The organism is Streptomyces sp. MH60 (assembly GCF_002939385.1).
Classification (GTDB): Bacteria; Actinomycetota; Actinomycetes; order Streptomycetales; family Streptomycetaceae; genus Streptomyces.
The window spans coordinates 1-24,374 of record NZ_MULI01000037.1; the positions used below are offsets into that span (position 1 = coordinate 1).

General features: G+C 71.9%; 20 protein-coding genes. 13 read left to right on the plus strand and 7 right to left on the minus strand.

All coding sequences use genetic code 11. The features are described from left to right. Together BZZ08_RS22135 and BZZ08_RS22140 are read right to left on the minus strand one after the other, a co-directional pair. Positions 1 to 791: class I SAM-dependent methyltransferase (locus tag BZZ08_RS22135; protein ID WP_104633990.1), on the minus strand; the 791-nt coding region annotated here is incomplete at its 3' end. Between the two features lie 146 nt (positions 792 to 937). Beyond that, positions 938 to 1,849, minus strand: coding sequence for a class I SAM-dependent methyltransferase (locus BZZ08_RS22140; protein ID WP_104633991.1), 912 nt, complete (start codon positions 1,847 to 1,849; stop codon positions 938 to 940). Between the two features lie 427 nt (positions 1,850 to 2,276). Between BZZ08_RS22140 and BZZ08_RS22145 the strand changes: the two genes are divergently transcribed. Then, the gene (locus BZZ08_RS22145) at positions 2,277 to 3,314 is read left to right on the plus strand and encodes an acyltransferase (RefSeq protein WP_104633992.1); all 1,038 of its coding nucleotides are present in this window, start codon (positions 2,277 to 2,279) and stop codon (positions 3,312 to 3,314) included. A 73-nt stretch (positions 3,315 to 3,387) separates the two neighbouring features. Here the strand turns inward: BZZ08_RS22145 and BZZ08_RS22150 are convergent, their stop codons facing one another. The 4 genes from BZZ08_RS22150 to BZZ08_RS22165 all read right to left on the minus strand — a co-directional run bounded on the left by BZZ08_RS22150 (position 3,388) and on the right by BZZ08_RS22165 (position 8,211). Continuing rightward, positions 3,388 to 4,743, minus strand: coding sequence for a polysialyltransferase family glycosyltransferase (locus tag BZZ08_RS22150; protein ID WP_104633993.1), 1,356 nt, complete (start codon positions 4,741 to 4,743; stop codon positions 3,388 to 3,390). Between the two features lie 3 nt (positions 4,744 to 4,746). After that, positions 4,747 to 5,712, minus strand: coding sequence for a glycosyltransferase family 2 protein (locus BZZ08_RS22155; protein ID WP_104633994.1), 966 nt, complete (start codon positions 5,710 to 5,712; stop codon positions 4,747 to 4,749). Positions 5,713 to 5,890: 178 nt separating this feature from the next. After that, a complete protein-coding gene (locus BZZ08_RS22160) occupies positions 5,891 to 7,225 on the minus strand; it encodes a polysialyltransferase family glycosyltransferase (RefSeq protein WP_104633995.1) in 1,335 nt (444 codons plus the stop codon). Then, positions 7,222 to 8,211, minus strand: a complete 990-nt coding sequence (locus BZZ08_RS22165) for a glycosyltransferase family 2 protein (protein ID WP_104633996.1) — start codon at positions 8,209 to 8,211, stop codon at positions 7,222 to 7,224. The genes BZZ08_RS22160 and BZZ08_RS22165 overlap by 4 nt, the downstream gene beginning before the upstream one ends. Before the next feature lie 198 nt (positions 8,212 to 8,409). On the opposite strand from BZZ08_RS22165, the gene BZZ08_RS22170 reads away from it, so the two are divergent. The 12 genes from BZZ08_RS22170 to BZZ08_RS22225 all read left to right on the plus strand — a co-directional run bounded on the left by BZZ08_RS22170 (position 8,410) and on the right by BZZ08_RS22225 (position 23,193). Then, entirely contained in the window at positions 8,410 to 9,747 is a 1,338-nt protein-coding gene (locus tag BZZ08_RS22170) for a DUF6716 putative glycosyltransferase (RefSeq protein ID WP_104633997.1), read from the plus strand. A gap of 95 nt (positions 9,748 to 9,842) precedes the next feature. After that, complete coding sequence (locus BZZ08_RS22175) at positions 9,843 to 11,111, plus strand: N-acylneuraminate cytidylyltransferase (protein ID WP_104633998.1); 1,269 nt, start codon at positions 9,843 to 9,845, stop codon at positions 11,109 to 11,111. Between the two features lie 13 nt (positions 11,112 to 11,124). After that, complete coding sequence (locus BZZ08_RS22180) at positions 11,125 to 12,063, plus strand: N-acetylneuraminate synthase family protein (RefSeq protein WP_104633999.1); 939 nt, start codon at positions 11,125 to 11,127, stop codon at positions 12,061 to 12,063. Positions 12,064 to 12,105: 42 nt separating this feature from the next. Beyond that, a complete protein-coding gene (locus tag BZZ08_RS22185; protein WP_104634000.1) occupies positions 12,106 to 13,173 on the plus strand; it encodes a hypothetical protein in 1,068 nt (355 codons plus the stop codon). Positions 13,174 to 13,412: 239 nt separating this feature from the next. Then, positions 13,413 to 14,651: a M20 family metallopeptidase gene (locus tag BZZ08_RS22190; RefSeq protein WP_104634001.1), complete on the plus strand. Its 1,239-nt coding sequence runs from the start codon at positions 13,413 to 13,415 to the stop codon at positions 14,649 to 14,651. Between the two features lie 136 nt (positions 14,652 to 14,787). Further along, positions 14,788 to 15,831 (plus strand): BMP family lipoprotein, encoded by a 1,044-nt coding sequence (locus BZZ08_RS22195; protein WP_104634002.1) that lies wholly within the window; start codon positions 14,788 to 14,790, stop codon positions 15,829 to 15,831. A 274-nt stretch (positions 15,832 to 16,105) separates the two neighbouring features. Further along, positions 16,106 to 17,152, plus strand: a complete 1,047-nt coding sequence (locus tag BZZ08_RS22200; protein WP_104634003.1) for a BMP family lipoprotein — start codon at positions 16,106 to 16,108, stop codon at positions 17,150 to 17,152. Positions 17,153 to 17,391: 239 nt separating this feature from the next. Next, on the plus strand, positions 17,392 to 19,113 hold the full coding sequence (locus tag BZZ08_RS22205; RefSeq protein WP_241965534.1) for an ABC transporter ATP-binding protein: 1,722 nt from the start codon (positions 17,392 to 17,394) through the stop codon (positions 19,111 to 19,113). Next, on the plus strand, positions 19,113 to 20,237 hold the full coding sequence (locus tag BZZ08_RS22210; protein WP_104634004.1) for an ABC transporter permease: 1,125 nt from the start codon (positions 19,113 to 19,115) through the stop codon (positions 20,235 to 20,237). Before BZZ08_RS22205 ends, BZZ08_RS22210 begins: the two co-directional genes overlap by 1 nt. Further along, entirely contained in the window at positions 20,234 to 21,508 is a 1,275-nt protein-coding gene (locus BZZ08_RS22215) for an ABC transporter permease (protein WP_104634005.1), read from the plus strand. The genes BZZ08_RS22210 and BZZ08_RS22215 overlap by 4 nt, the downstream gene beginning before the upstream one ends. Next, positions 21,505 to 21,897, plus strand: coding sequence for a cytidine deaminase (locus BZZ08_RS22220; protein ID WP_104634006.1), 393 nt, complete (start codon positions 21,505 to 21,507; stop codon positions 21,895 to 21,897). The genes BZZ08_RS22215 and BZZ08_RS22220 overlap by 4 nt, the downstream gene beginning before the upstream one ends. A gap of 18 nt (positions 21,898 to 21,915) precedes the next feature. Next, the gene (locus BZZ08_RS22225) at positions 21,916 to 23,193 is read left to right on the plus strand and encodes a thymidine phosphorylase (RefSeq protein ID WP_198601628.1); all 1,278 of its coding nucleotides are present in this window, start codon (positions 21,916 to 21,918) and stop codon (positions 23,191 to 23,193) included. Positions 23,194 to 23,444: 251 nt separating this feature from the next. On the opposite strand, the gene BZZ08_RS22230 is transcribed toward BZZ08_RS22225, so the two are convergent. Then, positions 23,445 to 24,365, minus strand: coding sequence for an AEC family transporter (locus tag BZZ08_RS22230; protein WP_104634008.1), 921 nt, complete (start codon positions 24,363 to 24,365; stop codon positions 23,445 to 23,447). Positions 24,366 to 24,374: the final 9 nt, after the last annotated feature.

Sequence of the window (24,374 nt, forward strand, 5' to 3'; positions counted from 1 at the left end):
GGGGTGGCCGCCGGGGGTGCGGGCGCCGGGTGCCGCGAGGACGGCAGCGAGGGCGGCCGCAGCCGCTTGCCCCTGGCGCGGGTCCGCACCAGCCGGTGCCCTGCGGCCCGCTCCACGGTCACGGCGATGTCGTCGCGCCCGCGCAGTGCCGCCAGCAGCTCCTCCTGCACGGGCTCCGGGTCGCCCCAGGTGCCGTACAGCTTCTGGCTGCTCAGGCAGACCGGGCGCAGCCCGCGGTTGAGCACCGCCTCCCAGGCCGCGACGGCGACGCCCGGGGTGTGCTCGCTGCGGAAGTCGTCCAGGACGACGATGCCGTCGGGCCCCAGCAGCTCCTTGGCCGCGCCGATGTCGCCCTCGACGTGCTCGTACAGGTGCGAGGCGTCGATGTGGACGAAGCGGCAGCTGCCCGGCGCGACCTCGTCCACGACCGCGGAACTGGGCGCCTGGATGATCGTCGGCAGGGTGGCGTGGAAGGAGAGGTAGTTGCGTTCGAAGGCCTGGCGGGTGAGCGAGGAGTACGACTTCGCCGCCTCCGCCCGGTTGGCCGCGTCCGGGGGCTCGGCCCCGAACAGGTCGCAGACGGTGAGCGTCTCGCCGTCCCGCAGCCGGTGCCCGAGCAGGATCGCGCTCTTGCCCAGGTAGGCGCCCAGTTCCAGCAGGTCGCCGCGGGTGTCCAGCCGCTCCTGCCGCTCCAGGAACCAGGAGAACAGCACCTGGTCGAGCGGCCAGAACCAGCCGGGGACGTCGTTCAGCTCACCGGGGTACTCGTGCGTCTCTTGCGCAGTGGCCATGAGGCGAGGATGCATCCTCGATGCCGGAAAAGGAGTCGGCACGCGCGATCCGACGGTCAGAAAATCGCACGTATCGCTCAATGTGTCCCGGTCGCCACCCTGCGCAGCCCGCTCGGGAAGCCTCAGGGAAGCCCTCAGGGAAGCCCTCAGGAAGCCCGCAGGAAGGCGGAGTGGGCGGCCTTCCCGAGGTAGGTGAACCGGGTGTCGTCCTTCAGGTGCTCGTCGAGGGCCTCCTTGATGCCCGGCCAGCTCGGGTCGCCGAAGTCGTCCAGCACGACGATCGCGCCGGGCGCGGCGATCTCCTCGGCCCACTGGAGGTCCTGGCGCACCCCCTTCGCCGAGTGGTCGCCGTCGACGACGATCACGCCGTAGGAGCGGTCGGAGACGGCCGCACGGGTCTCGGGGTCCTCGGAGAACCCCTGCCGGATGCGGGCCGCCGCACCGGCCGGACCGGCCAGGGCGAGGTTGGTGCGCACCGCGTGCTCGTCCACCGGCGTGCCCGTCGGGTCGGGGCGCACGGTGGTGCCGGGCTGGAGCTGCACACCGGCGAACGGGTCCACGATGGTCAGGGCCGGGCTGCGCCCGTCGCGCTCCAGCATCCGCACCAGACCGGCGGAGAACATGCCGTACAGCGTGCCTATCTCCAGGACCTCGTCGTTCGGCGGGCCGAGCAGCGGGATCGAGGCGAGCTTGCCGCAGATGTTCATGGTGCCGCCCGCGACCCGGCCCACGCCCAGCGACTCCAGCGCGATCAGGAGCCGGTACGCGGTGGCCACGTTGCGCTCGGCCGCCACCCGGTCCCCGGCCAGGGCCGCGACCTCGCGGTGCAGCCGTTCCAGGGACCCCTCGGCCACCGTCCGGGAGATGCCGCGACCGGAGGAGCCGACCAGCAGCTCGAAGGTGAGCTGCTGCTTCTGGGTCACCTCGGGGTCGGGCACCGGAGGTCTGCGGGACTCCGCGGCGCGGATCCGCCGCTCGATGCGCTGGTCGATGAGATCGGCGACGGGACGCAGCAGGCGCCGGCCGGCGGAACTGCGGAGCAGGGTACGGCTGTTCATGGGTCAACGACCTCTATCCGTCACGGAAGTGAACGTGGGTGCGTGGAACGCCAGTGGGGTGGGTGAGGCCAGACTAGGGACGTCCGGCACCCGAAACGCAGCTCTCGGAACGGACCATGGGGCGAACTTCTGCGGAACGCCGGATGGCCGGACGATGGCGGCTCCCGGCGTTCACCGAGGGGTCACGCACAGGTCGCCGATGTTCATCCGGCGGCGCTTTCCGGCGCTCACGGCCCTCTCATAGCCTGCACCGACGTGCGCCGCGCGGCGCCGCGGCTGCGAGCGCGCGCGACGCGGCATGCCGATCCCCCGCCCGGCCCACACCGCCGGGCCCGCGCGTCCAACCCGGGAGTGACCCCCCATCGCCGCCGAGCCCCTGACCACCACCGAGTCCGTCCGCCCCGCCGCCGTCGCCGACCGGGCGCAGGTGCCGCGTCCCCGCGGGGAGCACCGGTACGACGTCGACCTCGTCCGGGTTCTGGCCTCGGTCGGGGTCATCGTCTGCCATGCCGCCGGCGAACTGATGAAGGCCGTCGACCGCGATCCCGCGCAGGGCGGGCCCGTCTACTGGACCGCGCTCACCGGGGACGCGCTGAGCCGCTGCGCCGTGCCGCTGTTCTTCGCGATCGCCGGCTGGGTCGTCCTCTCCGGGGCCCCGCCCCGCGACGGCCGGCAGGTCCGCAAACGGCTGACCCGCATCGTCGTGCCGCTGGCCGTGTGGACCGCCGTCTACCTGCTGTGGGACTGGGCCCGGGACGCCAACACCGAACCCACCGCGCGGCTCGCCCGGGACGCGGTGTTCGCCTCCGTGCGGCCCGCCTTCCACCTCTGGTACCTGTACGCCTACGTTCCGGTGATCCTGCTGCTGTCGGTGACCGTGCTGGTCAGGAACGGCAAGCGGCCCTGGGGCGCGGGCGCCGCGCTGCTCGGCCTGGCGCTCGCCCCGACCCTCCTGGGCGACCTCGGGCGTCTCCTCGACGTGCGGGTGCCCACCTTCGCCTGGCAGTTCGGCGTCTACCAGATCGCGTACGCCGTCGCCGGGGCCGTCCTGCTCTCGCTGCCCGGGTCAGCGGTCGCGGGCCGGCGCCGCCGCCTGCTGTGGCTGGCCGGAGGGCTGTGCGCGTGGGCCGCGGTCGCCGTCTACGAGCACCGGGTGCACTTCCCGAGCCCGTACGCCTCCGTGGTGGTGGCGCTGCTCGCCGGAACCCTGCTGATGGCGCTCGACCGGATCAGGGTGCCCGAGCGGTTCCGGCCGCTCCTCGGCAGGCTCGCCGGGGCCTCCTTCGGCGCCTACCTGGTCCACCTGCTGTTCCTGGAGGCGCTGGCCCCGCGGCTGGTGTCGGCGGACGCGGGCTGGGCGGGCGCCGCAGGTGCTCTCGCCGGTCTGACGGCCGTCACGGTCGCGCTGTCGTTCGCCGCCGCCCTGCTGTGGACCCGGCTGCGGCTGGGCCGCTGGCTGGGCTGAGCCGGACGGCGCCGAGACGCCGGAGCCCCCACCCGTGCGGTGGGGGCTCCGGCGTCGTCGCGGTCCGGCCCTCTCACTTCCCCCCGGTGCCGCGCCGCACCGCCCTGCGCACCACGCGCCTGGCCCGCCGCACCTGGAGCTTCGCCCGCAGCTGCGGGCGGCTGCCAGGCAGGCCCAGCTCGGTCAGCCGCAGCTCCGGGAAGTAGTAGCCGGGGGTGCCGGAGAGATGGCCGCGCAGCCATTCCTCCGTCGGTCTGCGCAGCTCCGGGTAGGTCTTGGGCTGCATGCAGAAGCCGATCGCCCGGACCAGCGGGGACAGGGACGCGGGCGCCGTGCCGACGAGCGCCGGGTCGTCCGGGCCCTCCAGGTCGGGCACCAGGTGGTCCACGACGGCCAGCGGCACCCGGTTGCTGTTCGGGTAGGGCGTGAGCCGCTCCATCACCAGCGCCGTCCCGACCCGGGCCACGGGCACCTCGTAGTAGGCGGAGGCGGTCACCATCGCCGTCGAGAAGCAGCCGACGACGAGTTCGGGGGAGCAGTGGTCGTACAGGGTCTCGGCCAGCAGGGGCGCGTCCAGCACGGTGAGCCGCACGCCCGCGTCCGCCGCCGCCTTGCTCAGGGCCGCCGTGTAGCCGGCGGGCGCCGTCGGGTGGGGCTTGAAGACCACGGAGCGGTGCCCGGCCCGCGCGGCCCCGGTCAGCATGCGGACGTGGAGGTCCTCCTCCTCCTGCGCGGTCAGGATGTTGATCGCCGCCAGGTACTGGCCGAGCAGCACGGCCGTCGGCTTCTCCCGTACCACGGGGGCCAGTTCGGGGCCGTCGGCCGCTTCCCGGGAGACCTCGTCGAGCACCGCGCGGAACGCCGCGTCGGGGACGACCTCGGGCTCGACGCCGTACTCGGACAGCAGCATCGGCCTGAGGCCCGGGATCAGGTCGAGGTGGAGCAGGCGGCGGATGCGGCGCGCGAGGGTCAGCGGCAGCTTGTCGCGGGTGGGGCCGTAGCTCATCAGGCCGTCGGCGTACACGTGGAGGCTCGCCTCGGAGAAGATCGCGGCCAGTGCGCGGGCCGGGTTGACCTGGATCGACTCGACGGCCAGCTCGATCAGGTCCCGCTCGCCGATGCCCCAGGCGAGCCGGAACGCCTTCTGCCACAGGGACACGTCGTTGCCCCGGGGGCCCCAGGCGCTGGGGTGGTGCGGACGGATCGCCTCGTTCCAGCTGACCACGGAGTCGAACCGGCCGGATATTCGCCCGTACCCGTGCATCTCGTCCAGGCGCAGTGCGGTCTCCGGTATCGCCGCGTTGTTGGACACCAGCAGGACGCGCCGGGCCTCGCCGCGCGGTCCGAACAGGCCCGCGTCGAGGGCCGCGGCGAGGGTGGCGGCTCCGTAGAGGGTGGAGACCTGGAATATCTGGGTCTTGTGGGGCATGGATCAGGCAGCCTTCCGCCCGTCACGCAGGCGGCCGAGCAACCTGCTGCGAGTCCTGTCGATGGTCCGGAGGGTCTCCTCCAGTACGTGCTGGGGCATGCGGTGCAGCGCGTCCCGCGCCTCCCGGCGCAGCCGCTGCGCCGCCGAGGTCTCGTACTCGCCCACCTTGCCCAGGTGGAAGGCGATCATGGCGCAGTAGGTCCGTACGGCCTTGGGGAGGAAACGTTCTGCCTCCGGGTCCGCGAGCAGGTCCTTCAAAAGCATGTCGTAGGCCGGGATGAAGTCCAGCTGCCGGGAGTCCTTTATCTGGGTGAGCGAGGTGGCCACCCCCCGCCGGTAGAAGACCCCGTGCAGTCCCACCGACGCGTACGTCGCGGCCTTCAGGTGCAGGCGCCAGATCCACAACCGGTCCTCGGCGGTGCGCAGTTCGGTCGCGAAGCGCATCCCGCCGTCGTCGAAGAGGTGGCGCCGGTAGATGCCCGCCCAGACGAAGGGGTAGTCGACCATCGTCTCCATGTGGGGCGGCGCGATGCCGTCGCGCGGGTCCATCACGACGTTGCGCGCCGGGGCCGGGGGCCGCCGGATCACCCGCTCGGTGCCGGTGGCCTGCACATGGTCGGTGCGGGCGAAGTCGCAGCCCAACTCCTCCACCCAGCGCACCAGTTCGGTGAGGTAGCCCGGCCCGTACCAGTCGTCGCCGTCGAGGAACGTGACGTAGTCGCCGCGGGCCGCGTCGATACCGCTGTTGCGTGCCTGCGCGATACCCCGGTTCGTCTCGTGCCGGATCACCCGGGTGTCGGTGCGCCGGTCCGCCCAGCGTTCGATCTGCCACGACGTGGAATCCGTGGAGCAGTCGTCGACGAGCAGGAATTCGAAGTCCGGGTCCGCGTTGTTGGCGAGACTTCTCAGAGTGCTCTCGGCGAAGGATTCCACATTGTGCATGGGAACGACGACGGACAGTTTCGGCACGCGGGCCTCTCACGTTCGAGGAGGGGAGAGATGAAGTCGGAGACGAGGAAAGAGACGGGGAAAGAGACGAGGGGAGATTGGAACAGGCTAGCGACGCGCCCGGATCCGAAGGTGACCCGGCGGGCACCGAAAGGCGAACTCCGTTCGCAGCGGAAGTGAATTCTTGGCGGCCGGGCCGTCACCGCCCGATCGAGCGCCGGATCGACCGTGCCCGGCGCACCACCCTGCGTGCCGTGGAGTTGTGCGGCAGGAACCCCAGCCGGGCCGGGATGCCGCCCGGCAGGCCCAGGGAGGTGAGCCTGCGCTTCTTGAAGTACCGCCAGGAGCGGGCGTCCAGGTGGGCGCGCAGATACGCCTCCGCCGCCGGGCGCAGCTCCGGCAGGACCTTCGGCTGCATCGCGAACCCGACGGCCCGCACCAGCCCGGCCAGTTCCTCGGTGTCCATCTCCCGCCGCCCCCCGGCGACGGCGGCCGGGTCCGACAGGTCCGGCAGCAGCGCGTCCACGAGGGTGGCGGGCACCCGGTTGCTGTTCTCGTACGGCGTCAGCCGGTCGAGCAGCGTCTCGGTGCCGGCCCGGGCGACCGGCAGGCCGTACAGCGCGGACGCGGTGAGCAGCGCCGTGGAGAAGCAGCCGACCACCAGCGCCGGACGCATCCGCTGGAACAGCACCTCGGCCGGCACCGGCGCCTCCACCACGGTGAGGTCGACCCCCAGCCGACCGGCCTCCTCCTCCAGGACCCGGGTGAAGCGGGCCGGGGCCGTCGGGTGCGTCTTGAACACCACGCGCGGGTGCCCGAGCGCGGCGACGCCGGTCAGCATCCGCACGTGCAGGTCTTCCTCCTCCTCGGCGGAGAGGATGCCCAGCGCCGACAGGTACTGGCCGAGCAGCACCGCGGGCCGTTCCACGTCCGGCAGCCCGTCGCCGGTGTCCGCCAGTTCGGCCAGCACCTTGGTGAACGCCGCGGACGGCACCACCTCGGGCTCCACGCCGAACTCGGTCAGCAGCAGCGGCGCGAGCCCCGGCACCAGGTCCAGGTGGAGCAGCCGCTCCACGCGCGTGCCGACCAGCGGGGCGAGCTTGGTGCGGGTGGGCCCGTAGCTCATCAGGCCGTCCGCGTAGACGGTCAGGGGCGCGTCGGTGAAGATCTGCGCCACGCCGAGCGCCGGCGGCACGTGGACCGACTCCACGGCCAGCGCCACGTCGTCGTCGCCCAGCCCCCAGGCCAGCCGCAGGTGCCGCTCCCACAACGGCACGTCCCCGGCCCGCGGCGACCAGTCCCCGGGGTGGAAGGGGCAGATCGCCTCGTTCCACGACACCACGTCGTCGAACCGGCCCCGCAGCCGCGCGAACCCCGGCGAGGCGTCCAGGGGCGGTGTCGTCTCGGGCGTCGCCGCGTTGTTGGTGACCAGCAGGATCCGCCGGTCGGCCGCGTCGAAGCAGCCGGAGTCCAGGGCCGCGGCGAGCGTGGCCGTGCCGTACAGCGTCGACGCCAGGAAGATCTGTGTGGTCATGCCGCCGCCCCCTCGGCCGGGCCGCCCGAGGCCGCGCGACGGCGCAGCCGCCGCAACCGCGTGGCGCGCTCGGCGTCCATCGTGTCGAGCACCTCGTCGAGCGCCTCCTGCGGCATCCGCCGCAGCGCCGCCGCGCTCCGCTCCCTCAGTATCCGGGCCACGGCGGGCTCGAACCGCTCGATGGAGCCGAGGTGGTGGGAGATGATCGCGCAGTACGTGCGGACCGCCTTCGGCACCAGCCGCGCGGCGTCCGCGTCCCCGGCCGCCCCCGCGAGCACCTCGTCGAACGCGCGGATGAAGTCGAGCTGGCGCACATCACCGATCTGGGTGAGCGAGGACGCCACCCCGCGCCGGTAGAACACGCCGAGCAGTCCGGTCACCGCGAAGGACTCCGCCTCCCGGTGCAGCTTCCAGATCCACGGCCGGTCCTCGGCCGTGCGCAGCCCGTCGGTGAAGTGCAGCAGGCCGCGCTCGGCCAGCCGGCGGTGGTAGACGCCCGCCCACGCGTAGGCGTAGTCCACGGAGGTGGTGCGGTGCGCGGGCAGGATCGCGTCGCGCGGGCGCAGGGCCGTGTTGCGGCGGCCGTGCGGGACCCGGTGCAGGGTGCGGTTGCGTCCCGTGCACTGCACGTGGTCGGTGCGCACGAAGTCGACGTCCAGCCGCTCGATCGCGGCCACCAGATCGGCGCAGTGGCCCGGCGCCAGCCAGTCGTCGCCGTCCAGGAAGGCGAGGTACTCGCCGCGCGCCCGGTCGATGCCGGTGTTGCGGGCCGTCGCCAGGCCGCCGTTGTGCTCGTGTATGACCAGCACCGCCCCCGGCAGCTCGCGCTCCGCGCGCGCGAGGAGGTCCACGGTCCCGTCGGTGGAGCAGTCGTCGACGAGAATGAACTCGAAGTCGTCCCGCGCGTTGGCGCGCAGACTCCGCAGAGTGTCTGGGGCGTATTGCCGCACGTTGTAGAACGGCACGATGACGGAGAGCTTGGGCACGTGAGCGACGTTATGCGACGGTCCGGCATGCGGCTTTACCGGTTTCTTGATTCCCGGTGAACGCGGCGTGGCGAAGCGGTGAAGCGGACGCTTTTCCGAGGTCCGGGCGGGCCGGATCCCCATTCGGCGATGTGCTGTTCACCCTTTGTTGGATTCCGGTTGGGCGGTTCCTAGGAATGGCTTCCTAGCGTCTGGGGCGTGCCAGCAAGTGCAACGAAGGCCCTCAGAGTCGCCGTCCTGGCGGACTCCGACACCCGGTGGAAATGGGGCGCGCTCACCGCGACCCGCGTCTGCCCCCCGGACACGGAGATCCACCTCGACGGGTACCTCCTGCGCGGCCGAGCCACCCCCACCGCCCGCCAGCTCCAGGAGGTCGGCGTCAGCGCGGACTCGCTCCGCGAGGTGACCGCCGTCGAGTTCCTGCGCGCCATGGCCGGGGCACGGGGCGAGGACTCCTACGACGTCCTCGTCCTCGCCCTGGTCGGCGGCGGTGTCCAGGCGATGCTGCACGGGCTCGGCCGCGTCTGGCAGCACGACGCCGAGCGGCCCGTGGTCGTCACCGGCTACGTCGGCGTCGTCTACGAGAAGCTCGCCGACGGCCTGCTGCTGCGCCACGGCGCCGACCTCGTCCTCGCCAACTCCCGTCAGGACGCGGACCGTTTCCGCGCGGTGTACGAGGGGGTCGGCGCCGACGCCGCCGCGGTGACCGAGGTCGCCCTGCCCTTCCTGGGCGGGGCCGCCTACGCCGGTGAGCCGGGCCGGGACGACCGCCCCTACACGGTGGTCTTCGCCGCCCAGCCCTCGGTGCCGGACAGCCGCCGGGACCGTACGTACCTCCTCGAACGGCTGATCGGGCACGCCCGCCTCCATCCCGAGCGCGAGGTGCTGCTCAAGCTGCGCTCCAAGCCCGGCGAACACACCACGCACATCGAGGAACTGCCCTACCAGAAGCTGGTGCAGCGGGCCGACCCGCCGGCCAACTTCCGCCTGGTCTACGGGCACATGGGCGAGGTCCTGGACCGCACCGACCTGCTGGTCACCGTCAGCTCCACGGCCGCCCTGGAATCCCTGCACCGCCGCATCCCCACGGTCGTCCTGACCGACCTGGGCGTGCGCGAGGCGCTCGGCAACCACCACTTCGTGGGCTCCGGCTGCCTCGCCTCCTGGGACCAGCTCGACGCGGGCCACCGCCCGGCCCCCGACCCCGAGTGGGTCGCCCGGCAGGGCGTGGCGGCGGACGGCGGCTACGAGACCGCCTTCGACGAGGCCCGTGGGCGCATCGCCGCCCTGCTGTCCCGGCCCGGCGGACTGCCGCCGCTCGCCCCCTACTACACCCTCGTCACCGCGCCCGGCTACCTCCCCGGCATCCTCGCCCGCCACCACCTCGCCCCCGACGGCACCCCGCTGCCCGGCGCGCCGGCCGCCGACCGGGCGCCCGGCCCCGTGCGGCAGGTCGTGCGGCGTGCGGCCCGCGGCGCCTACCGGCACGGCGTCCAGCGGGTCGCCCCGGTGATCCGCCGGATGGGGGAGCTGTGACCGCCCCGGCGCCCGGGCCCGCCCCGATACCCGAGACCTCCGCGGTTGCGCCCACGTCCGCGGGCCCCGCGACACCTGCGCAAGGAGCAGATCCCATGTCCAACCCGGAAGCGGGCCAGGGCGCTTCGGTGCGCCGGGTGCTCGCCGTCATCCCCGCCCGCGGCGGCTCCAAGGGAGTGCCCGCGAAGAACCTCGCCCCCGTCGGCGGCGTCCCGCTGGTGGTCCGCGCGGTGCGCGAGTGCCTGGCGGCCCGCCTCGTGACGGACGTCGTGGTCTCCACCGACGACCAGGCCATCGCCGCGGCGGCCCGCGAGGCCGGGGCCGAGGTCGTGCTGCGGCCCGCCGCCATCGCCGGGGACACGGCCACCTCCGAGGCCGCCGTGCTGCACGCGATGGACACCCACGAGGCCCTGCACGGCGCCGCCGTCGACGTGGTCCTGCTCGTGCAGTGCACCAGCCCCTTCCTGGTCCGCGAGGACGTCGACGGGGTGGCCGGCGCGGTCGCCGAGGACGGCGCGGACACCGCCGTCACCGTCGCCCCGTTCCACGGCTTCGTCTGGCGGGACGGCACCGACGAGACGGGCGGGGCCGACGGCGGCCACGGCGTCAACCACGACAAGGCGTACCGCCCCCGCCGCCAGGACCGCCCCCAGGACCTGCTGGAGACCGGCGCCGCCTACGCCATGGCCGCCCCCGGCTTCCGCAAGCACCAGCACCGCTTCTTCGGCCGCACCGAACTGGTCCGCACCGACCCGGCCCGCGTCCTGGAGATCGACGACCCGCACGACCTGGCCCGCGCCCGGGCCCTGGCCCCGCACTTCGACGCGGCCCGGCCCGGCGCCCTGCCGACCGCGGCCGACATCGACGCCGTGGTCCTCGACTTCGACGGCACCCAGACCGACGACCGGGTGCTGATCGACTCCGACGGACGGGAGTTCGTCTCCGTGCACCGCGGCGACGGACTCGGCATCGCCGCCCTGCGCCGCAGCGGCCTGACGATGCTGATCCTGTCCACGGAGGTGAACCCGGTCGTCGCCGCCCGCGCGCGCAAGCTCAAGCTGCCCGTGCTGCACGGCATCGACCGCAAGGACCTCGCCCTCAAGCAGTGGTGCGAGGAACAGGGCATCGCGCCCGAACGCGTGCTCTACGTCGGCAACGACGTCAACGACCTCCCGTGCTTCGCCCTCGTCGGCTGGCCCGTGGCGGTCGCGAGCGCCCACGACGCGGTACGCGGCGCGGCCCGCGCGGTCACCACCGTCCCCGGCGGCGAAGGCGCCGTACGGGAGATCGCGGCCTGGCTCCTGGGCCCCTCATTGAACACCCCCGACCCTCTCGAAGCCCCCACGCTCACCCAGTCCAAGTAAGGAACCCCCTGCCATGAGCACCAACTCCCGCATCCGCACCTTCGGCACCCGCGAGGCCGGCCCCGGCCGCCCCGTCTACATCACCGGCGAGATCGGCATCAACCACAACGGTGAGCTGGAGAACGCCTTCAAGCTGATCGACGCCGCCGCCGAGGCCGGCTGCGACGCCGTCAAGTTCCAGAAGCGCACCCCGGAGATCTGCACCCCGCGCGACCAGTGGGACATCGAGCGGGACACCCCCTGGGGCCGCATGACGTACATCGACTACCGCCACCGCGTGGAGTTCGGCGAGGACGAGTACCGCCAGATCGACGAGTACTGCAAGACCAAGAACATCGACTGGTTCGCCTCCCCGTGGGACACCGAGGCCGTCGCCTTCCTGGAGAAGTTCGACGTCCCCGCCCACAAGGTCGCCTCCGCCTCCCTCACCGACGACGAGCTGCTGCGCGCCCTGCGCGCCACCGGCAAGACGGTCATCCTCTCCACCGGCATGTCCACCCCGAAGCAGATCCGCCACGCGGTCGAGGTCCTGGGCAGCGACAACATCCTCATGTGCCACGCCACCTCCACCTACCCGGCGCAGGCCGAGGAGCTGAACCTCCGCGTCATCAACACCCTCCAGCAGGAGTTCCCGAACGTCCCGATCGGCTACTCGGGACACGAGACCGGCCTGCAGACCACGCTGGCCGCCGTGGCCCTCGGCGCCACCTTCGTCGAGCGCCACATCACCCTCGACCGCGCCATGTGGGGCTCCGACCAGGCCGCCTCCGTCGAGCCGCAGGGCCTGACCCGCCTGGTGCGCGACATCCGCACCATCGAGGCCTCCCTCGGCGACGGCGTCAAGAAGGTCTACGACTCCGAGCTGGGCCCGATGAAGAAGCTGCGCCGCGTCACCGGCGTCGTCGCCGAGGCGGAGATCGCCGCCGCCGCGGGCGAGCCCGTCACCGTCTGACCACCGGCCACCGAGTCACTCACCACGGGACGGACCCCACCGATGAGCCCCCGCGCCGGGAACGCCGGCCCCCGCACTCTCGCCTTCGTCGAGAGCCCGGTACAACTGCTGAACGTGCTGGAGTGGGCGCACACCCGCGCCCCCGGCGCGGAGCTCACCCTCGTGGTCCTCTCGCCCGTCGACCCGATGACCCGCGGCCAGCTGCGCCGCATGGCGGAACTGGCCCGCAAGGAGGGTCACGAGATCCGCTGGGAGGAGGCGCGCGGCGGTGCCACCGCCCCCTTCCGCACGGTCGGCGGCCTGACCACCGCACTGCGCCAGGCGGACCGGGTCGTCATGGGCGACCCGTTCTCCCGCTACGTGCAGCTCCTCCTCACCATCACCCGCGCCCACGACCTGGTCGTCGTCGACGACGGCACCGCCACGATGGAGTTCGTCACCCAGCTGGCCCACGGCGAGCGCCTGGTCCGCTGGCACCGCAAGGGCAGCCGCCCCGGCCCGCGCGACCTGCTCTTCGCCCCGGTCTCCCGGTCGGCCCGCCACCGCCTCACCCCGACCCCCGACCGGCAGGTCTCGGTCTTCTCCTCCATGCCCATCGAGGACGTCCCCGAAGGCGTCACCGTCGCCGCGAACGACTTCTCCTGGACCAGGGCCCGCTTCGGTCCGCCCCGCATCACCAAGGGCGCCGACATGGTCGGCACCTCCCTGGTGGAGACCGGCGTCGTCGACGCCGACCGCTACGTGGCCGCCGTACACGCCCTGGCGAAAACCCACGGGGCCGCCCGCTACTTCGCCCACCGCCGGGAGGGCGCCGAGAAGCTGCACCGGCTGGCCGTGGAGACGGGCCTGCAGATCGTCCGCCCCGACCTCCCCCTGGAGCTGATCGCCCGCCGCGGCCCGATCGGCCGCACCGTCCTCAGCTTCCCGTCCACCGTCGTCCACACCCTGCCGCTGGCCCTCACCGGCACCGAGGTCCGGGTCGCCGTCTGCGACATCGACCCCGCCTGGCTCACCGAGACGGCCTCACCGCGGGCCCGCGGATTCCTGAGCGGCGTCACCGGCTCGGCCCGGGACGTGCACCGGCTGTCGGCGGTGGTGAGCGCGGGGTAGGGCGCGTGGAGCGGGCCACGCGTGGTAACCGTGGGGAAGAGGACGGGTGCCGTGGAGCGGTCGGGCCGCTCACGGTGATCTCATGATCGGCTCGGTCGGAAAGGCGGCCAAGTTTACCCAAGCGAGATGATGGCTATGCGTAGGGCGGCCGAGTTTTCTTCCCCTAACGGGCTGAATTTTGTTGATCGTGGGTCCATCGATCGCCCGGGAGCCCTACGCTGCAAAGGGTGAACGTGTTGATGTCCCCAGAGTCCGAGGCCGACACTCCTGGTGAAGCCGCGCTGCCCGGCACCTTGCCGGACACGCTGCGCGCGGAGCTCGTGGCCTTCCGCCGCGATCTGCACATGCACCCCGAGCTGGGCAATCAGGAGTTCCGCACCACCGCCGCGATCAAGGAACGGCTGGAGCGGGCCGGACTCAAGCCCCGCGTGCTGCCCATCGGCACCGGGCTCGTCTGCGACATCGGCACCGGCACCGACTCGGGACAGTGGTCCGGCGGGCCCCGCATGCTCGCCCTGCGGGCCGACATCGACGCCCTGCCCATCCCCGACACCAAGACCGAGTGCGCGTACCGCTCCCAGGTGCCGGACCGCGCCCACGCCTGCGGGCACGACGTGCACACCACCGTCGTCCTCGGCACCGGGCTCCTGCTCGCCGCCCTGCACGAGCAGGGCCTGCTGCCCCGGCCCGTGCGGCTGGTCTTCCAGCCGGCCGAGGAGGTGCTGCCCGGCGGCGCCGCCGACGCCATCGAGGGCGGTGCGCTCGACGGGGTGCGCCGCATCCTGGCCGTGCACTGCGACCCCCGGGTGGACGCCGGGAAGATCGGCCTCAGGGTCGGTCCCATCACCTCCGCCTGCGACCGGCTGGAGATCGCCCTGAACGGCCCCGGCGGCCACACCGCCCGCCCGCACCTCACCACCGACCTGGTCACCGCCGCCGCCCGCGTGGTCACCGACGTGCCCCCGCTCGTCGCCCGGCGCGTGGACAGCCGCAGCGGGCTTGCGCTGACCTGGGGGCGGATCGAATCCGGCCACGCCCCGAACGTCATCCCGCAGCACGCCGAACTCGCCGGGACCGTGCGCTGCCTCGACCTCGACGCCTGGCGGCAGGCACCCGACCTGGTGATGGGCGCCATCGACGAGATCGCCGACCTGTACCGGGCCAAGTCCGAGATCACCTACGTCCGCGGCGTGCCCCCGGTCGTCAACGAGGTCACCAGCACCGAACTGCTCCAGGCCGCCATGGTCGCCCGGCGCGGCACCGACGCCGTCGAGGGCACCGAGCAGAGCCTGGGCGGCGAGGACTTCTCCTGGTACCTGGAGCACGTGCCCGGCGCCATGGCCCGCCTCGGCGTCCGCCCGCCCGGCGAGCGCACCGTCCGCGACCTCCACCAGGGCGACTTCGACGTGGACGAGCACGCCATCACGGTCGGCGTGGAGATGTTCACCGCGGCGGCGCTGATCGACGCCGTGCAGTAGCCGCACCGGCGGTAACCGGCCAGCGGCACGAATGGATAACGGCGCCGCGCAATCCCGTTCCCAGGAGGTTCTACGCGCGTTAATGTGCGCCGAACCGAGCACCCGCTGCGGGGCTTTGGAGAATGGGGAACTTCAGATGCGTCGGATATCGAGACTGACCCGCGTCGCGGTGGGGGTCGCGTCGCTCGCACTCGCCGCCACGGCCTGCGGCGGCACCAGCGGCGAAAGCGGCGACGACGGCGGTGACGACAAGGGCCTCGCCATCGCCTACGACGTCGGCGGCAAGGGCGACCAGTCCTTCAACGACGCCGCGTACGCCGGTCTGCAGCGGGCCCAGAAGGAGTTCGGCTACAAGACCGCCGACATCGAGCCCACCGACGGCGAGACGGACGCCGACAAGGAACAGCGCCTGACCTCCCTGGCCAAGCAGGGCTACAACCCGGTGATCGGCGTCGGCTTCGCCTACGGCCCGGCGATGAAGGCCGTCGCCGCCAAATACCCGGACACCACCTTCGGCATCGTCGACTCCGTGGTCGAGGGCAAGAACGTCGCCTCCCTCGTCTTCGCCGAGAACGAGGCCTCCTACCTGGCCGGCGTCGCCGCGGCCAAGGCCACGAAGTCCAAGACCGTCGGCTTCGTGGGCGGTGTGGACGTCCCGCTGATCCACAAGTTCGAGGCCGGGTTCGCGCAGGGCGTCAAGGACACCGACCCCAAGGTCAAGGTGCTCTCGCAGTACCTGACGCAGACCGCGGAGGAGGGCGGCTTCTCCAGCCCCGACAAGGGCAAGGCCGCAGCCGAGGGCCAGATCGAGAAGAAGGCCGACGTGGTGTACGCGGCGGCCGGCCTCTCCGGTCAGGGCGTGATCGAGGCCGCCGCGAAGGCGAAGATCTGGGCGATCGGCGTCGACTCGGACCAGTACCAGCAGGAGGCCCTGGCGGCCTACAAGGACTCCATCCTGACCTCCGCCCTCAAGGACATCAACGGCGCGGTCTTCGCCCTGGCCAAGTCCGTCGAGGACGACAAGCCGCTGACCGGCACCCACACCTTCGACCTGAAGTCCGACGGCGTGGGCCTGTCCGACAGCAACCCGAAGTTCGCCGAGGTCCCCGGCGCCAAGGAGGCCGTGGAGAAGGCCAAGGCGGGCATCGTCGACGGCTCCATCAAGGTCGCCACGGAGTAGCCGCGACGGCACGGCACGCAACCCGACGAAGCGGACGGGCGCCCCCGGTGCCCGTCCGCTTCCGCGTGCCGCGGCCCCCGGGCCGGGCGTCACCCTCCGCCACCTTCCGTCTGCGTCCGGCGAGCCCCGTACCCCCATACGCGTCGCCTTGCTCACGGGCGGATAACAAGGTGGACAGAAGGGGTTTTCAGGCAGGTCTACGCGCGTTAATCTGCGGCGAAAGCAGCGCCGCAGCCGAACCGTCCCCGGCGCTTGTACGACAGGAGCACCAGACATGCGCCGGATTTCCCGGATCACGGTCGCAGGCGCAGCGACCGCCTCCCTGGCCCTCGCCCTCGCCGCCTGCGGTGGTACCTCGACCGACTCCGGTTCGGAGTCCAAGGGGGACAAGGGCCTCGCCATCGCGTACGACGTCGGCGGCAAGGGCGACCAGTCCTTCAACGACGCCGCGTACGCCGGTCTGGAGCAGGCCAAGAAGGAGTTCGGCTACGAGACGGCCGACGTCGAGCCCACCGACGGCGAGACGGACGCCGACAAGGAGCAGCGGCTGTCCTCGCTGGCGAAGCAGGGGTACAACCCGGTCGTCGGCATCGGCTACGCCTACGCGTCCGCCATGAAGAACGTCGCCGAGAAGTACCCGGACACCACCTTCGGCATCGTCGACGACGCCACGATCGAGGCGAAGAACGTCGCGGACCTGGTCTTCAACGAGCAGGAGGCGTCCTACCTCGCCGGTGTCGCCGCCGCCAAGAGTACAAAGACCAACACGGTCGGCTTCGTGGGCGGTGTGGACGTCCCGCTGATCCACAAGTTCCAGGCCGGCTACGAGCAGGGCGTCAAGGACACCGACCCCAAGGTCAAGGTCATCTCGCAGTACCTCACGCAGACCGCGGAGGAGGGCGGCTTCTCCAGCCCCGACAAGGGCAAGACCGCCGCCGAGGGCCAGATCGAGAAGAAGGCCGACGTCGTGTACGCGGCGGCCGGTCTCTCCGGTCAGGGCGTGATCGAGGCCGCCGCCGCCAACAAGGTCTGGGCGATCGGCGTCGACTCCGACCAGTACAAGCAGGAAGCCCTCGCGAAGTACAAGGACTCCATCCTGACTTCGGCCACCAAGGACGTCGCCAAGGCGGTCTACAGCCTCGCGAAGTCGGTCGAGGACGGCAAGCCGGAGACCGGTATCGTTCGGGGCGATCTGAAGTCCGGCGAGGTCGGTCTCTCGGACTCCAACCCGAAGTTCGCGGACGACGCCGAGCTCCAGGCAGCCATCAAGACGGCCAAGGAGAAGATCATCAGCGGCGAGATCAAGGTCAAGAGCAGCTGAACGGCTGAGTAGCACCAGCAGTACCTCGAACAGCGTGTAACCGCGCCGGCCCGGCCGCACGGCGGGGTACGGGGAGAGCGTCCTCGAAGTCGCCCTCCCCGTACCCCGTCGCGTCGATGTGCCGCCGCCGCTTTTAGATGCCGTAGGGGCGCTACGCGCGTAGACGGCCCCCGTCCCCAGGAGAGTGCGCCATCAACGCGTCCAGCAGCCCTCCGGCCGGAGCGGCGGTCAACGAACCGGTGACCGCCGTCGAACTCGCCGGGATCACCAAGCGTTTCCCCGGCGTCGTGGCCAACCACGACATCCACCTCACCGTCCGCAAGGGCACCGTCCACGCCCTCGTCGGTGAGAACGGCGCCGGCAAGTCGACCCTGATGAAGATCCTCTACGGCATGCAGAAGCCGGACGAGGGCACCATCGCGGTCGACGGCGAGAAGGTGGCCTTCTCCTCGCCCGCCGACGCCATCGTGCGCGGCATCGGCATGGTCCACCAGCACTTCATGCTCGCCGACAACCTCACGGTCCTGGAGAACGTGGTCCTCGGCAGCGAGAAGCTCTACGGCATCGGCGCCAGGGCCCGCCGGAAGATCAAGGAGATCTCCGAGCGGTACGGCCTCGGGGTGCGCCCCGACGTCCTCGTCGAGGAGCTGGGTGTCGCCGCCCGCCAGCGCGTGGAGATCCTCAAGGTCCTCTACCGCGGCGCCCGCACGCTGATCCTCGACGAGCCCACGGCCGTCCTGGTGCCGCAGGAGGTGGACGCCCTCTTCGACAACCTGCGCGAGCTGAAGGCCGAGGGCCTGTCCGTCATCTTCATCTCCCACAAGCTGGGCGAGGTCCTCTCGGTCGCCGACGAGATCACCGTCATCCGCCGCGGCACCACGGTCGGCACGGCCGTCCCCGCGGAGACCACGCCCCGTCAGCTCGCCGAGCTGATGGTCGGCAGCGAGCTGCCCACCCCGGAGACGGCGGAGTCCACGGTCACCGACCGCGCGGTCCTCACCGTCGACACGCTGCGCCTCGCGGCGCCCGGCGGCAAGGCCCTGCTGAACGACATCTCCTTCACCATCCACGCCGGTGAGATCCTCGGCATCGCCGGCGTCGAGGGCAACGGCCAGACCGAGCTGGTCGACGCGCTCATCGGGCTGCGCCAGGCCGACTCCGGCAGCATCCGCTTCCTCGACCAGGACATCACCGCGCTGCCCACCCGCAAGCGCCGCGAGCAGGGCGTCGGCTACATCCCCGAGGACCGCCACCGCCACGGGCTGCTCCTGGAGGCGCCCCTCTGGGAGAACCGCATCCTCGGCCACGTCACCGAGAAGCCCAACAGCAAGGGCGTCTGGCTGGACCTCAAGAGCGCCCAGCAGGACACCCGCCGCATCGTCGAGACGTACGACGTCCGCACCCCCGGCATCGACGTCACCGCCGCCTCGCTGTCCGGCGGCAACCAGCAGAAGCTGATCGTCGGCCGCGAGATGAGCCACAAGCCGCGCTTCCTGATCGCCGCCCACCCCACCCGCGGAGTGGACGTGGGAGCGCAGGCCGCGATCTGGGACCACATCCGCGAGGCCCGTCGTGAGGGCCTGGCGGTGCTGCTGATCTCCGCCGACCTGGACGAGCTGATCGGCCTGTCCGACACCCTCCGCGTGATCTACGACGGCAAGCTGGTCGCGGACGCCGACCCGGCCACCATCACCCCCGAGGCGCTCGGCTCGGCGATGACCGGCGCCGCCTCCGGACACCTGGAGGACGAGGAGACCGCCAAGGCCCCGGCCGCCCCGGCGGGCGTGTCGAAGTCCCCGGAGTCCCCGGAGTCCTCGGAGTCCCCGGAGTCCCCGGAGTCCCCGGAGTCCCCGGAGTCCCCGCAGTCCCCGGGCACTCCCAGGCCGACCAAGCCGACCGAGTCGCTCAAGTCCCCCGAGGCCCCTGAGTCCCCCGAGTCTCCGGAAGACGAGGCCCGCTGATGAAGAAGTTCGACAAGGAGCGCGTGCTCCTCGCGGTGGCCGGACCGGTCATCGCGCTCGCCGTGGCCTTCGTGCTCAGCGCGATCGTCCTGATCGCCTCGGGCAAGAACCCGGTCGAACCGTTCGCCCTCATGTTCGAGCAGGCCGGGTTCTCCGACATCCAGGTCCTGATCATCAACCAGGCGTCGATGTACTACATCGCGGCCCTCGCGGTGGCCATCGGCTTCCGGATGAACCTGTTCAACATCGGCGTCGACGGCCAGTACCAGCTCGCCGCCATGATGGCCGCGATCGTCGGCGCCCACGCCAGCCTGCCGGCCGGCCTCCAGGTCCCGCTGCTGCTCCTGACCGCCGTCCTCACCGGCGCCTTCTGGTCCGGCATCGCCGGTGTCCTGAAGATCACCCGGGGCGTCAGCGAGGTCGTCGCGACGATCATGCTCAACTCCATCGCCACCGCCGTCATCGGCTACCTGTGGCTGCCCGACGTCTTCGGCGTCAAGATCGGCAACAACAACACCACCGGCGAGATGCACGAGTCCGGCTGGATCCCCGGCATCGACATGGGCGCGGCCGGCGAGATCTACGGCCTGGTCATCCTCGCCGTACTGCTCGGCATCGGCTACTGGCTGGTCCTCAACCGCACCCGCTTCGGCTTCGACCTGCGCGCCTCCGGCGCCTCCGAGTCCGCCGCCGCGGCCAGCGGTGTCGACCCCAAGCGCATGGTGCTCACCGCGATGCTCATCTCCGGCGGCCTCGCCGGTCTCGCGGGCCTGCCGATCCTGCTCGGCGACACCCACACCTACAGCCTCAACTTCCCCACCGGCATCGGCTTCCTCGGCATCGGCATCGCCCTGCTCGGCCGCAACAGCCCGGTCGGCATCGCCTTCGCCGCCCTGCTGTGGGCCTGGCTCGACAAGGCCTCGCCCGAGCTGGACTTCCACGGGTACGACAAGGAGATCGCGGTCATCATGCAGGGCCTGATCGTCCTCTCGGTCGTCGTCTCCTACGAGGCCGTCCGTGAGTGGGGCCTGCGCCGCCAGCAGCGCCGGGTCGGCGCGGAGCTGGCCGCCGGTCACGTCCTCGGCGCCACCGACAACTCGAAGAAGGAGGTGGCCGGCCGATGACCGCTCCGACCACAGCGACCGACGTCAACCAGCCGTCGCTGGAGCACGCACCACCGACCGGCCGCCGCATGTCGTGGCCCGTGCTGCTCCTGGTCATCGCCGGTGCCCTGGCGCTGACCTCGATCGTCCGCCTGATCACCGGCGCCAACGGCATCACCAACGTCAGCCAGATGTCCACCGCGCTCCAGCTCGCCGTGCCGATCGGCCTCGCCGGTCTCGGCGGTCTGTGGGCCGAGCGCGCGGGCGTCGTCAACATCGGCCTCGAAGGCATGATGATCCTCGGCACCTGGTTCGGTGCCTGGGCCGGCTTCCAGTGGGGCCCGTGGACCGGCGTCCTGGTCGGCATCGTCGGCGGCTGCCTCGGCGGCCTGCTGCACGCCATCGTGACGATCACCTTCAACGTCAACCACATCGTCTCCGGTGTGGCCATCAACATCCTCGCCCTGGGCGCCACCCGCTACCTGGCCCCGCTCGCCTTCGAGGGCCACCAGGGCGGCTCGGCCAAGCAGTCCCCGCCGGTCGACTCCCTCGGCCACTTCTCGATCCCGGGCCTGTCCGGCTGGCTGGACAGCCTCAACGACCAGCACTGGTTCTTCGTCTCGGACATCGCGGGCCTGCTCGGCGGCCTGGTCACCGACGTCTCCTGGCTCACCCTGCTCGCGGTCGCCCTGGTCCCCGCCACCTGGTGGGTCCTGTGGCGCACCCCGTTCGGCCTGCGGCTGCGCTCCTGCGGCGAGAACCCGATCGCCGCCGAGTCCCTCGGCGTGAACGTCTACAAGTACAAGTACCTCGCCGTGATCATCTCCGGTGGACTGGCCGGTCTCGGCGGTGTCTTCCTCTCCATCGTGGCCAACCCCTTCTACCTGGAGGGCCAGACCAGCGGCCGCGGCTACATCGGCCTCGCGGCGATGATCTTCGGCAACTGGATGCCGGGCGGCCTCGCCATCGGCGCCGGCCTCTTCGGCTACACCGACAGCCTCAACCTGCGCGGCGGCTCCGCCAACGTGCACGCCCTGCTGCTGCTCGGCGCCCTGCTGCTGGTCGCCGGCGCCATCTGGCTGGTGATCCGCAAGAAGTACGTCAAGGCCGCGATCACCTTCGTCGTCGGCGCCCTGGTCTTCGCCTGGTACGCCGGCACCAACGAGGTCCCCAACCAGGTCGTCTCCGCCACGCCGTACGTCGTCACGCTCGTCGTCCTCGCCCTGTCCGCGCAACGGCTGCGGATGCCCAAGGCGGACGGCATGCAGTACCGCAAGGGCCAGGGCAAGTGACCGGGGCCGCGTGGGAGGAGCTGCGCACGGCGGCCCGGGACGCCATGTCCCGGGCGTACGCCCCCTACTCCGGGTACGCCGTGGGCGCCGCCGCCCTGGTCGACGACGGCCGCACCGTCACCGGCTGCAACGTGGAGAACGCCAGCTACGGCATCGGCCTGTGCGCCGAGTGCGGTCTCGTCTCGCAGCTCCAGGTGACCGGCGGGGGCCGGCTGACGCACTTCGTCTGCGTCGACGGCCAGGGCGAGGTACTCGTCCCCTGCGGCCGCTGCCGGCAGCTGCTGTACGAGTTCGGCGGCCCGGAGCTGCTGCTGGAGACCCCGGAGGGGATCCTCCCGCTGTCCCGGATGCTCCCGCAGGCCTTCGGCCCCGACCACCTCACGAAGTAAGGACAGCCAGACATGGCCATGGACGTCATCTCCGTCATCCGCACCAAGCGGGACCGCGGCGAACTCGGCGACGAGCAGATCGACTGGGTCATCGACGCCTACACGCGCGGCGAGGTGGCCGACGAGCAGATGTCCTCGCTCGCGATGGCGATCCTGCTCAACGGCATGAACCGCGGCGAGATCGCCCGCTGGACGGCCGCGATGATCGCCTCGGGCGAGCGCATGGACTTCTCGTCCCTGTCCCGCCCGACCGCCGACAAGCACTCCACGGGCGGCGTCGGCGACAAGATCACCCTGCCGCTCGCGCCCCTGGTGGCGGCGTGCGGCGCGGCCGTCCCGCAGCTCTCCGGCCGCGGCCTCGGCCACACCGGCGGCACGCTGGACAAGCTGGAGTCCATCCCGGGCTGGCGCGCCCTCCTGTCCAACGAGGAGATGCTGGACGTCCTGGACACCACCGGCGCGGTGATCTGCGCGGCGGGCGACGGCCTGGCGCCCGCCGACAAGAAGCTGTACGCGCTGCGCGACGTCACCGGCACGGTCGAGGCGATCCCGCTGATCGCCTCCTCCATCATGTCGAAGAAGATCGCGGAGGGCACCGGCTCGCTGGTCCTCGACGTGAAGGTGGGCTCCGGCGCCTTCATGAAGACCATCGAGGACGCCCGTGAGCTGGCGTCCACGATGGTCGGCCTCGGCACCGACCACGGGGTGAAGACCGTCGCGCTCCTCACGGACATGTCGACGCCCCTCGGCCTCACCGCGGGCAACGCCCTGGAGGTCCGCGAGTCGGTCGAGGTGCTGGCCGGGGGCGGCCCCTCCGACGTGGTCGAGCTGACCCTCGCCCTGGCCCGCGAGATGCTCGACGCGGCGGGCCTGAAGGACGCCGACCCGGCGAAGGCCCTGGCCGACGGCTCCGCGATGGACGTCTGGCGCCGCATGATCGCGGCCCAGGGCGGCGACCCGGACGCCGCGCTGCCCACGTCGAAGGAGCAGCACGTGGTGAAGGCCGCCTCCTCCGGCGTCCTGACCCGCCTCGACGCCTACGACATCGGCGTCGCCGCCTGGCGCCTGGGCGCGGGCCGCGCCCGCAAGGAGGACCCGGTGCAGGCCGGCGCCGGCGTCGAACTCCACGCCAAGCCCGGCGACACGGTCACCGCGGGCCAGCCCCTCCTCACCCTCCACACGGACACCCCGGACCGCTTCGACTACGCCCTCGCGGCGGTGGAGGGCGCGTACGACGTGGCCCCGGCGGGCACGGCCTTCACCGCCTCGCCGGTGGTGCGGGAACGTATCGCCTGACCTGCGCCCGCGGCCGGAGGCCGCTGATGTCACAGCCCATTCGGGTGAACGGGATCGGTAGACCAGTGCCGGTCCCGTTCGGCATGCTGGGATCGGTGACGCACCGATAGGAGAACCGCCAGTGCGACACGAAGTCGCTCCACCCAAGTAGATGGTCTGTGTGAGGAAAGAAGGTCATGAGCAGGCCATCTCGGACCAGTGTCCAAGGTCCGTCCCCACTTCCGACACCGGCGAGTTCCCCGAGGCCTGACTCACCCCAGCACCGTCGCCACCCCCACCAGCACCGGCACCGACAGCACCGTCGACACGAGGATCGCGTCCCGGGCCAGGCGTTCGCCCACCCCATAGGTTGACGCGTACGTGTACAGGTTCTGCGCGGCCGGCAGTGCCGACGTCACCACCACGTCGAGGAGTTGGGGGCCCCGCAGGCCGAAGACCCCCGACGCCAGCGCCCAGGCCACCGCGGGCTGGCCCACCGCCTTCAGCGCGACCGCGAGCAGCACCGGCCGCCGTTCCACGCCCCGCAGCGGCATCGTGGAGCCGCACAGGCCGATGCCGAAGGCCAGCAGCACCGCCGGGACGGACATGTTGCCGATCAGCGTCACCGGGTCCATCACCGCGTCCGGGACCCGAAGACCGCTCGCGGCCACCGCGACCCCGGCGAGCGAACCCAGCGCGATCGGATTGCGCAGCGGCGTCAGCAGCCGCCGCCACAGCGTGCCCCCGGCGCCCCCGCGCGACAGGTCCAGGATCGTCACCGCCACCGGCGTCACCAGCACCAGCTGGAACAGCAGCACCGGCGCCACCAGTGAGGCGTCGCCCAGGACGTACACGGCGATCGGAATGCCGAGGTTGCCGGAGTTGACGTAGCCGGAGCAGAGCGCGCCGATCGTCGTACGGCCCACGCCCCAGCCGCGGGCGACGCCCACCGCGACGAACGCACCGGCCACCGCCACCGTGGACAGCGCCGTCACCAGGAGCCGGGCGGAGAAGACCACCGACAGGTCGGCCGTCGCCAGCGTGGTGAACAGCAGGGCGGGGGAGGCCACGTGGAAGGCGAGCTTGGTCAGCACCTCGCGGCCCTGCGGACCCAGGTGGCCGCGCAGGCCGAGCACATAGCCGACCCCGATCACCACCGCGATGACCGCGAACCCGGTCAGCACCCCCTGCACGGCGCCCCC